The organism is Shewanella corallii (assembly GCF_023349125.1).
GTDB classification, from domain to species: Bacteria; Pseudomonadota; Gammaproteobacteria; order Enterobacterales; family Shewanellaceae; genus Shewanella; species Shewanella corallii.
Map to the genome: position 1 here is coordinate 15,999 of NZ_JAKIKT010000014.1, position 12,267 is coordinate 28,265.

The 12,267-nt window shown below is 51.0% G+C and carries 10 protein-coding genes; 8 read left to right on the forward strand and 2 right to left on the reverse strand.

All coding sequences use genetic code 11. The features are described from left to right. Positions 1–11: 11 nt before the first annotated feature. Entirely contained in the window at positions 12–785 is a 774-nt protein-coding gene (locus L2725_RS21695; protein WP_249250899.1) for an electron transfer flavoprotein, read from the reverse strand. A gap of 943 nt (positions 786–1,728) precedes the next feature. On the opposite strand from L2725_RS21695, the gene caiT reads away from it, so the two are divergent. The 7 genes from caiT (at position 1,729) to L2725_RS21730 (ending at position 10,347) form a co-directional block, all read left to right on the forward strand. Further along, entirely contained in the window at positions 1,729–3,327 is a 1,599-nt protein-coding gene (gene caiT / locus L2725_RS21700; protein WP_249250900.1) for an L-carnitine/gamma-butyrobetaine antiporter, read from the forward strand. 38 nt (positions 3,328–3,365) lie between these two features. Then, positions 3,366–4,499, forward strand: coding sequence for a crotonobetainyl-CoA dehydrogenase (gene caiA / locus L2725_RS21705; RefSeq protein WP_115138704.1), 1,134 nt, complete (start codon positions 3,366–3,368; stop codon positions 4,497–4,499). Positions 4,500–4,560: 61 nt separating this feature from the next. Then, entirely contained in the window at positions 4,561–5,778 is a 1,218-nt protein-coding gene (gene caiB / locus L2725_RS21710) for an L-carnitine CoA-transferase (protein ID WP_248937583.1), read from the forward strand. Positions 5,779–5,876: 98 nt separating this feature from the next. Next, complete coding sequence (caiC, locus tag L2725_RS21715; protein ID WP_249250901.1) at positions 5,877–7,442, forward strand: crotonobetaine/carnitine-CoA ligase; 1,566 nt, start codon at positions 5,877–5,879, stop codon at positions 7,440–7,442. Positions 7,443–7,513: 71 nt separating this feature from the next. After that, entirely contained in the window at positions 7,514–8,299 is a 786-nt protein-coding gene (gene caiD / locus L2725_RS21720; RefSeq protein WP_115138707.1) for a crotonobetainyl-CoA hydratase, read from the forward strand. 130 nt (positions 8,300–8,429) lie between these two features. Then, on the forward strand, positions 8,430–9,287 hold the full coding sequence (locus tag L2725_RS21725; RefSeq protein WP_249250902.1) for a MaoC/PaaZ C-terminal domain-containing protein: 858 nt from the start codon (positions 8,430–8,432) through the stop codon (positions 9,285–9,287). 301 nt (positions 9,288–9,588) lie between these two features. Beyond that, complete coding sequence (locus L2725_RS21730) at positions 9,589–10,347, forward strand: TetR/AcrR family transcriptional regulator (protein ID WP_249250903.1); 759 nt, start codon at positions 9,589–9,591, stop codon at positions 10,345–10,347. Between the two features lie 67 nt (positions 10,348–10,414). Here the strand turns inward: L2725_RS21730 and L2725_RS21735 are convergent, their stop codons facing one another. Beyond that, positions 10,415–11,278 (reverse strand): YicC/YloC family endoribonuclease, encoded by an 864-nt coding sequence (locus L2725_RS21735; protein ID WP_249250904.1) that lies wholly within the window; start codon positions 11,276–11,278, stop codon positions 10,415–10,417. 268 nt (positions 11,279–11,546) lie between these two features. Here L2725_RS21735 and rph point away from each other — a divergent pair, with 268 nt between their 5' ends. Beyond that, on the forward strand, positions 11,547–12,260 hold the full coding sequence (gene rph / locus L2725_RS21740) for a ribonuclease PH (protein ID WP_249250905.1): 714 nt from the start codon (positions 11,547–11,549) through the stop codon (positions 12,258–12,260). Positions 12,261–12,267: the final 7 nt, after the last annotated feature.

A 12,267-nucleotide genomic window follows, 5' to 3' on the forward strand; every position in this document is an offset into this window, starting at 1 on the left:
TCTCCCAAAAATCAGTTGATGGCGTTGCGCAGGTGAGCGACGAAGGCAGCAATTTGTTCATCGTCATCGCCTTCGATAACGATTTGCTGACGCTGCTTTTGCTTAGGTGCATTCACGGCGATGGTTTCCGCCAGTGCTGGCACTTGTGTCATCTCGATATCGGCCACAGTCATGGCATTAACCGGCTTCTTGGCCGCGCCCAGAATGGCTTTCATTGATGGGATTTTTGGGTTGTTGATATCGGCTGATACAGCGATAACCGCAGGCAGAGTGATTTCCAGCACTTCTACTTCGTCATCCAGAGCGCGCTCAACAGTGATGCTGGATTCAGTGGCTGCAACAATCTTGCTGACGCCGTTGATGGTGGCCACCTCAAGCAGTTCGCCTGCCAGCAGACCTACCTGCTGGGCGTACAGGTCACCGCTGCCATCGCCGCAGATAATCAGGTCGAAACCGGTTTTTTGTGCAGCTGCCGCGATAGCACGGGCAGTGTGGTGAGGCAGTGCCTGCTCAAATTGCTCATCAATCACCAGAGCCAGTGAGTCAGGGCCACGGGACAGCACGTCTTTACGCGCTTTAACCGCTTCCAGCGCTTTGCCACCCACACTCAGTGCGGTAATGGTGGCGTCACCCTGCATGGCTTTGATGTCTACAGCCGCTTCAATGGCATTCAGGTCAAAGGTATTAATTTTGAATTCGGCTCTGGAGGTGTCCAGGCTGCCGTCTGGGTTGACTGTGATGTCCTGATCTTCAGGAACCAATTTGTAGCAGGCGATAATGTTCATCTTCTCTCCGATTTACATTTCAATGATTCGGTAACCCGTTACCGGGTGGCAAAGAAGGTGTCAGCTGCGCGGGGCAGGGCTGATTGTCGGTGCATGCCGCGGGCGGCATGTGAGCCAAATTCCTTCTGGTTCACCAGGTTCGTTGTCACTGACGACGTAAGTGATGTTTTTATTCCCTGTATCTGTGGCTGCCAGATTTTGTGGGAACAGTGTGGAAATAAGTTCCGGACATTTATTTGAAATTAAATTCTGGAACTTATTTCCGGACAAATATCTATTAATTGTTTCTGGAATTTATTTCCGCTGATAAATCACTTTTTATTGGCTGGAAATTTATTCCGGAACTTGTTCAATAAATATTGTGGTAACGCTTTGTCTGAGTTCGAAGATATATATTTAAATTTTTAAGGTAAATAGAAAATTCGATGTGATTTATTAAATGTTATACCGATCACCAACTTATTTCCAAAGTGCGCCAGTGGCTTGTTCATGTGAGTGCTGGTAACTTCGCTTATCATGTAACTCATTGATTTTATGTGCTTTGCTGTGTTTTTTGAACATGGTTTCAAGCCGTTGTTTATCAAAGTCTTATGCGTGTGTGATCACATTTTGCAGACTAACTATGATATCTGTTGTTAAACCTATTCCGGACTCTCATAAATATAAAAATCGCTTTTCGTATTTAATCGTGATTGTAATCACTGAATGTTGTTATTTCTGTCGGCAAGATTATTTCGCAATTTAAATCTGGCTGTTAATTACTGAGTTAATAAATACAGTCAGACCTATCACAAAGCATTTAACTGTCAAAAGTTAACTTGGTAATAGTACGGGATTGTTCCTATAGCATGCATGGCCAATTGCATCACTCCGTTCCGGAGCTGCGACTGAACATGCCGGGATGGGTGCTAACGGATAACTTCATTATTAGGAAATATGAAAGATGAGTGATGCAAACACACAGAAAAAGAAGATTGGCATTGAGCCAAAAGTCTTTTTTCCGCCGCTGATCATCGTGGGCCTCCTCTGTTACCTGACGGTACAGGATCTTGAGGCATCCAACCGGGTGATTAGTGCCTTTTTTACCTATGTAACCCATAACTTCGGTTGGGCGTTCGAGTGGTACATGGTGGCCATGGCTATCGGTTGGGGTTGGATGTTGTTCGGCCCATACGCCAATAAAAAACTGGGTGATGAGAAGCCTGAGTTTAATACTGCAAACTGGATCTTTATGTTGTTCGCCTCCTGTACCTCGGCGGCGGTGCTGTTCTGGGCCTCATTTGAAGCCTACTCCTACGTGGCAACACCACCTTTCGGTATGGAGCCTTTCTCGCAGGCGTCGAAAGAGTATGGTCTGGCTTACTCCCTGTTCCACTGGGGACCGCTGCCATGGGCTGTATTTGCCTTCTTTACCGTGGCCTTTGGTTACTTCCTGTTTGTGAAGCGTCTGGATGTTATCCGTCCAAGTGCCACCCTGGAGCCGCTGGTAGGTAAAAAGCATGCTTACGGTGCTTTCGGCGTCATCGTCGATAACCTTTACATTGTGGCGCTGATCCTGGCCATGGGTACCAGTTTGGGTCTGGCGACACCGCTGGTAACTGAGTGTCTGCAGTGGATGTTTGGTATTCCACACACCCTGGGTCTGGATGCTGCCATTATCGCTTTCTGGATTGCTTTTAACGCCATCTGCGTTGCTTTCGGTCTGTCCAGTGGTATCAAGATTGCCAGTGATATCCGTTCTTACCTGAGTATCTTCGTACTGGTTTGGGTACTGCTGATTGGTGCCTCTACTTTTACCGTTAACTACTTCACCGATTCTGTCGGCATCCTGCTTAACAACTTCGGTCGCATGCTGTTCTCCACCGACCCTATCGGTCAGGGCGGCTTCCCACAGGGCTGGACCGTGTTCTACTGGGCCTGGTGGGTTATCTACACCATTCAAACCTGTGTGTTCCTGGCGCGTATTTCCCGCGGTCGTACCGTGCGTGAAGTGTGTCTGGGTATGGTACTGGGCCTGACTCTGTCTACCTGGTTTATGTGGACTGTACTGTCTTCCAACACCATGAACCTGATCCAGCAGGAACTGATCAATATGCCTGCGCTGGTGGCTGAATACGGCGCGCCTCGTGCAGTTATCGAAACCTGGGCAGCCCTGCCATTCAGTGGCTTCACCATCGCTGTGTTCTTTGTGCTGTGTTTCGTGGCAACCCTGACGCTGGTTAACGCCTGCTCTTACACACTGGCGATGTCCACCTGTAAGAACGTGTCTGCCTACGATGAGCCACCTGTGTGGATCCGTGTGGGTTGGTCTGTGCTGGTGGGTGTTATCGGTATCGTGCTGCTGGCACTGGGGGGCCTCAAGCCGCTGCAGACCGCCATTATCGCCGGTGGCTGCCCACTGTTCTTTATCAACATCATGATCATCTGGTCCTTCCTCAAGGATGCCAAGCAGAGTGCCTGGGGCACCCGTGATGTCGCCGAGGAGCCTGTAGCTGAGCCTGCAGTCACCGAAGCCAGGCCACAACTGGCTAAAGCCAAGTAATTATCAACCGAATTTAACTGAACAATTGGAAGTGAGTTATGGAATTCAAATTGAGTGAAGAGCAAGAGCTGTTTGTCGCCGGTGTACGCGAGCTGATGACCCGTGAAAACTGGGAAGCCTACTTTGCCGAGTGTGATGACAAGCATGAGTACCCAATCCGCTGGGTAAAAGAGCTGGCTGATCTGGGTATCGACACCATGACACTGCCGGAAGAGCACGGCGGCATGGGCGCAGACATGGTGACTCTGGCAGCGATTTGGGAAGAGCTGGGCCGCCATGGCGCACCTACCTATGTGCTGTTCCACCTGCCTGGCTTCAACACCATTCTTCACTGGGGGACCCAGGAGCAGATCGACAAGATCTTCGAATACCGTGGTACCGGTAAGCAGATGTGGAACTCTGCCATCACTGAGCCAAGCGCTGGCTCTGATGTAGGCAGCCTGAAGACCACATATCAGCGTCGCGACGGCAAGATCTACCTGAATGGCCAGAAGTGCTTTATCACCAGCGCCGCCAACTCACCATTCCTGGTGGTGATGGCCCGCGATGCTGACGCCGAAGGTGCTGTGTATTCAGAGTTCTTCGTCGATATGAGCAAGCCTGGCATCAAGATGAACAAGCTGGACAAGCTGGGTCTGCGCATGGACAGCTGCTGTGAGCTGAGCTTCGACAATGTTGAGCTGGAAGAGAAGGACTTCTTCGGTGAGGAAGGTAACGGCTTTAACCGCGTGAAGGAAGAGTTTGACGCCGAGCGTTGGCTGGTGGCCTGTACCAACTATGGTGTGGCTCTGTGTGCCTTCGAAGATGCGGCCAAGTATGCCAACCAGCGTGTGCAGTTCGGTGAAACCATCGGCCGCACCCAGCTGATCCAGGAGAAGTTCGCTCATATGTCCATGAAGCTGAACGCCATGAAGAACATGATCTTCGAAGCGGCCTGGAAGTGCGACAACGGCAATATGACTTCTGGCGACAGCGCCATGTGCAAATACTTCTGCGCCAACATGGCTTTTGAAGTGGTGGACGACGCCATGCAGGTACTGGGTGGTATCGGCGTGACCGGTCACCGTGTAGGTCGCTTCTGGCGTGACCTGCGTGTAGACCGTCTGTCAGGCGGCTCTGACGAAATGCAGATCCTGACCCTGGGTCGTGAAGTACTGAAGCGCTATCGCTGATAAGGCCGGCCGGAGCCTTGTGGCTTCGGCCTCCTCACTGAATTTAAGAAGGATTTTAAGTATGTCCAAACTGAATGTTCCAGAGTTCGGCCCACTGTCAGGCCTGCGTGTTGTGTTCTCAGGTATTGAGATCGCCGGTCCTTTCGCCGGTCAGATGTTTGCCGAGTGGGGTGCTGAGGTTATCTGGATTGAGAACGTGGCCTATGCCGATACCATCCGTGTGCAGCCAAACTACCCACAGCTGTCCCGTCGTAACCTGCATGCGCTGTCGTTGAATATCTTCAAGGATGAAGGTCGTGATGCTTTCCTCAAGCTGATGGAAACCACTGATATCTTTATCGAAGCCAGTAAAGGCCCTGCCTTTGCCCGTCGCGGCATTACCGACGAACTGTTGTGGCAACACAACCCCAAGCTGGTTATCGCTCACCTGTCCGGTTTCGGCCAGTTCGGCACCGATGAATACACCCATCTGCCGGCGTACAACACCATTGCTCAGGCCTTCAGTGGTTACCTGATGCAGAACGGTGATGTTGACCAGCCTATGTCAGCCTTCCCTTATACCGCTGACTACTTCTCAGGCATGACAGTGACTACCTCTGCACTGGCAGCGCTACATAAGGCACAGCAAACCGGCGTGGGTGAGAGCATCGATGTGGCCATGTATGAAGTGATGCTGCGCATGGGCCAGTACTTCATGATGGATTACTTCAACGGCGGCGAAATGGCTCCACGTCAGTACAAAGGACGCGATCCTTACTACGCAGGTTGTGGTCTGTACAAGTGTGAAGACGGCTACATCGTCATGGAGATGGTGGGTGCCAACCAGATTGAAGAGCTGTTCAAGGATATCGGTCTGGCGCATTACCTGCACACCGACGCAGTCCCGACAGGTTGCCAGCTGATCCACCGTATCGAGTGTCCACACGGTCAGGAAATCGAAGATGCACTGGAGCGTTACATAGGTCTGCGCACCATTGAGCAGGTGCGTGAGCGCTTTGCTGAACTGAACATCGCCTGCGCCAAGGTACTGACCCACGCCGATTTGGAATCCAACCCACAGTATGTGGCCCGTGAATCCATCACCACCTGGGAAACCATGGATGGCAAGACCTGCAAGGGTCCGAACGTGATGCCTAAGTTCAAGAACAACCCAGGCAAGATCTGGCGCGGTATGCCAACCCACGGCATGGATACCGCCGCCATTCTGAGCGATATCGGTTATGGCGAAGACGCTATTCAGGATCTGGTAGCCAAAGGTCTGGCCAAGACCGGCGAGTAAGGCACAGCCATGCAGTTAACCAGTTCCCCGGGGCCTTTCACTCTCTCCCGCCCCGGGGAGCTGGCATTGAGTCTCTCTACGTATTTGAAAGGTGCACGATGGATATTATTGGAAGGCAGAGTCTACGTCAGACCTGGGATGATTTGGCTGAACTCTATGGTGAAAAGACAGCCCTGATTGTCGAGGATATTGCCGGTCATACCCAGCAGTACTCTTACCGGGAATTGAACGAAGAGATAAACCGGGCTGCCAACCTGTTTACCGTGCAGGGCATAGTCAAAGGTGACAAGGTGGCAGTGCATTTACGTAACTGCGCCGAGTTTATTTTGTGCTGGTTTGGCCTGGCAAAAATAGGTGCCATTGTGGTGCCTGTAAATGCCCATTACCTCAGAAATGAGTGCAGTTACCTGCTGACCAAGTGCGATGTGCACACTGTGGTCACCGAAAAAGAGTTTCTGCATATCTATGAAGAACTGGCGGAACTGCCGGAGCACAACCTTAATCAGCTGATGCTGGCCCGTTGTCATGATGGCGAAAGCTATGAAGGCACACTTAACTTCAACCAACTGCTGCACCAACAATCGGCGATCCTGATGTCCGATGTGCCTCTCAGTGCTGAGGACACAGCGGAGATCCTGTTCACCTCAGGGACCACATCCCGTCCCAAAGGGGTGGTGATCACCCACTACAACCTGCGTTTTGCCGGTTACTACACCGCCTGGCAGGCGGCCATTCGCAGCGATGATGTGTATCTCACTGTGATGCCTGCTTTCCATATCGACTGTCAATGTACCGCGGCTATGGCGGCCTTCAGTGCCGGTGCCACCTTTGTGCTGCTGGAGAAGTACAGCGCCCGCAAGTTCTGGAGTCAGGTCTGCAAATACCGGGCAACCATTACCGAGTGTATACCCTTGATGGTGCGCACCCTGATGCTGCAGCCCAAAACACCCTGGGAGCAGAACCATTGCCTGCGTGAGGTCTTCTTCTATCTGACCCTGTCGGATCAGGAAAAGCAGGCCTTCCTCGACAGGTACCAGGTATCGTTTCTGACCTCCTACGGCATGACGGAAACCATAGTGGGCTTAATTGGTGACCGCCCCGGAGACAAGCGTCGCTGGCCCTCTATCGGTCGTACCGGTTTTTGCTACGACGCCCAAATCATCAACAGTGAAGGCGCGGTAGCCGCTGTGGGTGAGATGGGGGAGATCTGTGTCAAAGGCGAGCCGGGCAAGACCATATTCAAAGAGTACTATCGTGACCCAGAAGCGACAGCCAAAGCACTGAGCCGTGATGGCTGGTTGCGTACCGGTGATGCCGGCTACATGGATGAGGAAGGCTTTTTCTACTTTGTTGACCGCAATATCAACATGATTAAACGTTGCGGCGAGAACGTTTCCTGTGTCGAGATTGAGAACGTCATCTCGGCTCATCCCAAGATTTTTGAAGCTGCGGTTGTTGGCGTGGATGACGCCATGTGCTGTCAGGCCATCAAAGCTTTTGTTATCCCCAAGGAAGGCATGGAAGTAACAGAGGATGAGTTGCTCACTTACTGCGAAACCCATCTGGCCCGCTTCAAGGTGCCTTCCAGCATTGAAATCCGCAAAACCTTTGCCCGAACCAGTACCGGCAAGGTTCAGAAACATTTTTTGTGTGGCATGAACTGAGATGGGGATTTTCCCGTCTGCAAATGAAAACAGTGAATGGAGTCAGTTCTGACTCTTTATGGAGAATGAAGATGAGCGAATCGTTACACGTTACCCGCAATGGTCATATTCTGGAGATCGTTCTGGATCGTCCAAAAGCCAATGCCATTGATGCCAAGACCAGCTATGAAATGGGTGAAGTCTTCCTGATGTTCCGCGAAGACCCAGAGCTGCGGGTAGCCATTATTACCGGTGGTGGTGAGAAGTTCTTCTCTGCCGGTTGGGACTTGAAAGCCGCCGCTGAAGGCGAAGCGCCTGATGCTGACTTTGGCCCGGGCGGTTTTGCCGGTCTGACCGAGATTTTCGATCTGGATAAGCCGGTAATTGCGGCGGTTAACGGTTATGCCTTCGGTGGTGGCTTCGAACTGGCACTGGCTGCGGACATGATTGTTTGCTCTGAAAATGCCAGTTTCGCGCTGCCAGAAGCCAAACTGGGTATCGTGCCAGACAGCGGCGGTATGCTGCGCCTGCCTAAGTTGCTGCCTCCTGCCATTGTTAACGAGCTTATGATGACTGGCCGTCGCATGGACGCGCAGGAAGCCCTGCGTTGGGGGGTCGTCAACCAAGTTGTTGAAAGCGACAAGCTGATGGATGCTGCCCGTGAACTGGCTGCGCAGATTGGTCAAAGTGCGCCTCTGGCGCTGGCAGCCATCAAGGAAGTGTACCGCGAGACCAGCGAGCTGTCGGTGGAAGAAGGCTACAAGCATATTCGCAGTGGCACTCTGAAGAACTATCCTTCTGTGCTGCACTCTGAAGATGCGCTGGAAGGCCCGGCAGCCTTTGCTGAAAAGCGTGAGCCTGTGTGGAAGGGTAAGTAATTCCATACTGATCCGGGAGCCGCGCCTCCCGGATCCCTGCACGCCGGACTGGCTGCTATCGAACTTCCCTTTTCCAAACCCCCTTTGGCAACAGTCCGGTTTGTTTGATGCTTTTTGATAAGGATTGATCATGGCATTGAAACTGGAAATGCAGGGCCAGACCTATGGCCCTTTTATCAATGAATACACCCCACGTGATTTGATGTTGTTTGGCCTTGGCTGCGGTGCCGGCTTTGATGGCCAGACTGATCTGCAATATGTCTACGAAAAACAGCTTAAAGTCCTGCCTATGTTCGCTGCCATGCCCATAGTGGATGGCGAAGTCACCAAGACCATAGATTATGGTTTTGAATGGGGTGGCAGTTTGCACTGGGGCTTTGACTTCCACATTCATCAACCTCTGACTCCAGAGGCCGTTACCGGCAAACTCAGCACCAGTGTGCTGCTCAAAGCCCTGTATGACAGAGGCGAGGGCAGGGGCTGTCTGGCTCAGCATATTGGTGAAACGGTTAACCAAGCGGGTGAGAAGCTGTTTACCACCGAAAGTTGGGATTGCGCTTTGTATGACGGTGGATTTGGTGGTCCCAAAGCACCTGTGGATATCGTGGAGATCCCCAACAGAGAGCCGGATTTTGAGATTATTGAGCAGGTGCCGTTGAATCAGGCGCTGATCTATCGCCTGTCCGGTGACGATCATCCTCAGCATGTGGATTGGGAGTATGCCGAGGAATTTGGTCATCCCAAGCCAAATCTGCATGGAGTGAGTACCGCAGGTGTAGCCTGTCGCCATATTATTCAAGTGGTGATCCCGGGTGAGCCAGAGCGTTTGACCCGCTTCAAGACCCGGTTAACCAAGTCTATCTATCCCGGTAGTACCCTGAAAACCCGTATCTGGAAATGGGGTGAAAATTGCGTTCACTTCAATGTCCAGGATGCTGAGGACCCTGAGGTTTTCTATCTTAATTACGGGCTGGTGGAGTGGCGTTAATCCCGGTTTTAAAGTGACAAAGCAGGCTTGGTTCAGGCCTGCTTATCTGTATTTAAAATCAATATTGGAATTATGACGAACATCTGGTTTTTATTTAACTATTCAAAGTAGGAGTGATAAATATAGATTCATCATAATTAATGAATTAAATTAGCAATGAATTTATCAGTAAAATAAACCCCTACGGTAATCACAGTTGCAGCTTTCAAAACTCTGAATTGGTTGACTGGGCAATAAGTCAGACCAATACTCGTTTAAATGTTGTCGATACTGAAAAAGTATCCAATCTAAGGATCTATCTATGGGGTGCCAAAAGTCCGAGCAGGATCGTGAGATCTGCAATGGAATTATGCGGGAAGCAGAAAAGCTGATTTTGGAACACGGAGTGCTGTCTTTTCCCTATACCAGCATTATCAAGAAAAACCTCTGCTCCGCACGGGTGTTCTATAAGCATTTTTCCAGCCGTGAAGACATACTGGTTTGTACCCTGATGCGTCGCAGCATCACCTGGGATGTAGAGCATTTTCTGGCAAAGAACCCGGACCTGTCGAAAAAGGTGCAGGTATTCATTCCTACCCTTATCAGTCTTGAGATCTCCAGGGTTGATCCCGTCTATGTATCCGCCTGTCTGATCGCCAATAACTCCAGTGTGTGGCAGCTTGCCAGCGAGGAGAAGATGCGGCTGCTGCGTATGCTGGATGAGAGATACTACAAGTGTATCCGTGATGCCACCAGACAAGCTGTGGATGCAGGCATTCTGGAAGTGACCCAGGAAGAGTGCGACGCACTGACTGATGACCTCTATTATTACTGCCTTGGAAAACTCGCTTCTGTACCGTTAATTATTACCAACTATCGTCCGTTAGCCTGTTTAAAAAAGAATGAAGTACAGAGTTTGATATCGCTCACCAGTCATCACAACTGGAAAGAAGCAGTTACTAAAGAAGAATTAGAGGATGCCTATAAACGGGTAGTCGATTATTTCCATGACGCCAGAGATGGTATCGACTGCGAGCGTTGTATTTATATTCGTGAAACACAGGAAAAAGTGACTCACTGATATATGGATTGAAAATAAAAAGCCCTGCAAAGCAGGGCTTTTTATTATTTTAAATGGAATAACTTGTTTATTCCATATTCTGGATCTGTTCGCGCATCTGCTCGATTACAACTTTCAGTTCTACAGCAGCGGCAGTGACTTCACTACTGATGGACTTGGAGGCCAGGGTGTTCGACTCGCGGTTGAACTCCTGCATCATAAAGTCCATACGACGGCCTTCGGCGCCACCTTTTTTAAGGATACGGCGGGCTTCGGTTACGTGAGCCTCCAGGCGGTCCATCTCTTCGGCAACATCCTGCTTTTGTGCCAGCAGTACCATTTCCTGTTCGATACGGGCTGGGTCCAGCTCGCCCTGGATCTCTGCCAGACGATTGGTCAGCTTGTCACGCTGCCATTGCATCACTTTAGGCATATGTTCACGCACAATGGCTACCTGTGCCATAACGGCGTCCAGTCGGGTCTCCAGCATGGTCTTGATGGCGTCGCCTTCGCGGCCACGGGCTTCGATAAACTGATCGACGGCACCATTGAAAGCACTCAGTAGTTCGACACCAATAGCATCCATATCCTGCTCGGCAGTGGCGACAACACCGGGCCAGCGCAGAATATCAGTCAGGCTGATTTCGCCGTTACCGGCCTCCTGCTTAAGCCAGTTGGCAGCGCCCAGCAGTTGCTTGGCCAACTCTTTGTTGACCTGCAGTTCGGCATCGGCTTTGTCCGCCAGTTCAACTCTCAGGTTCACTTCCACTTTACCGCGGTGCAGGCGTTTGCGCAGACGGTCACGCAGGACAGGCTCCAGGCTGCGGAATTGCTCTGGCAGTCTCAGGTAAGTCTCCAGGTAGCGCTGGTTTACTGAGCGGATTTCCCAAGAAGCAGTTCCCCAATCGGCTTTGTGCTCGATGCGGGCATAGGCTGTCATGCTTTGGATCATGTGAGTTCCTGAATATCTGTAAGTTAGTCGAAGGGATTATATACCTATCTGTGTAAGTAACGAACCTTCACATGGAGTATTCAATCCTGACTGAAAGCGGGATAGGGATCTTATCCAATTGAATTTGTGGTGTGATTCAGGCTCAGCTTTGTTATTGATGATCATCTTGTGAGCGGCTTTGTCTTTGTTGGCATGGCATCCGGCGCTGCAACTCCTTATAATATCCAGCCAAATTTGCGTGTTTACAGATAACAAGACAGGAATTGCCATGCGTCCAGGTAACAGAACTCCGGCCCAGACCCGTCCAATCACCATCACCCGTAACTTCACTGCCCATGCTGAAGGCTCTGTGTTGGTTGAGTTTGGTGAAACCAAGGTGCTGTGTACTGCCAGCTTTACCGAAGGCGTGCCTCGCTTCCTGAAAGGTTCAGGCCAGGGTTGGGTCACCGCCGAATACGGTATGCTGCCTCGCTCTACCCACAGCCGTATGGATCGTGAAGCTGCCCGTGGCAAGCAATCCGGTCGTACCCAGGAGATCCAGCGTCTGATCGGTCGTGCTCTGCGTGCAGCCGTGGATATGAAGGCTCTGGGCGAAAACACCATTGTTATTGACTGTGACGTGATTCAGGCTGACGGTGGTACCCGTACTGCTGCAATTACCGGTGCTTGTGTGGCCCTGGTTGATGCACTGAACTGGGCCCGTGCCAAAGGTTCACTGAAGACTAATCCGCTGAAATTCCTGATCGCTGCGGTCAGCGTAGGTATCTTTGAAGGCGAAGCTATCTGTGACCTGGAATATGTTGAAGACAGCGCCGCAGAAACTGATATGAATGTGGTGATGACTGAAACCGGCAAGATTATTGAGGTTCAGGGCACTGCAGAAGGCGAGCCATTCAGCCACGAAGAGCTGTTGACCATGTTGGATCTGGCCAAGCATGGCATTCGCGAGATTATTGATGTGCAGAAAGCTGCACTGAATTGATTTTTTA

Coding starts and splice junctions, on each gene's coding strand:
- rph (WP_249250905.1), top strand. CDS start 11,547: ATGCGTCCAGGTAACAGAACTCCGGCCCAGACCCGTCCAATCACCATC.
- caiA (WP_115138704.1), top strand. CDS start 3,366: ATGGAATTCAAATTGAGTGAAGAGCAAGAGCTGTTTGTCGCCGGTGTA.
- caiB (WP_248937583.1), top strand. CDS start 4,561: ATGTCCAAACTGAATGTTCCAGAGTTCGGCCCACTGTCAGGCCTGCGT.
- L2725_RS21735 (WP_249250904.1), bottom strand. CDS start 11,278: ATGATCCAAAGCATGACAGCCTATGCCCGCATCGAGCACAAAGCCGAT.
- L2725_RS21695 (WP_249250899.1), bottom strand. CDS start 785: ATGAACATTATCGCCTGCTACAAATTGGTTCCTGAAGATCAGGACATC.
- caiT (WP_249250900.1), top strand. CDS start 1,729: ATGAGTGATGCAAACACACAGAAAAAGAAGATTGGCATTGAGCCAAAA.
- caiC (WP_249250901.1), top strand. CDS start 5,877: ATGGATATTATTGGAAGGCAGAGTCTACGTCAGACCTGGGATGATTTG.
- L2725_RS21725 (WP_249250902.1), top strand. CDS start 8,430: ATGGCATTGAAACTGGAAATGCAGGGCCAGACCTATGGCCCTTTTATC.
- caiD (WP_115138707.1), top strand. CDS start 7,514: ATGAGCGAATCGTTACACGTTACCCGCAATGGTCATATTCTGGAGATC.
- L2725_RS21730 (WP_249250903.1), top strand. CDS start 9,589: ATGGGGTGCCAAAAGTCCGAGCAGGATCGTGAGATCTGCAATGGAATT.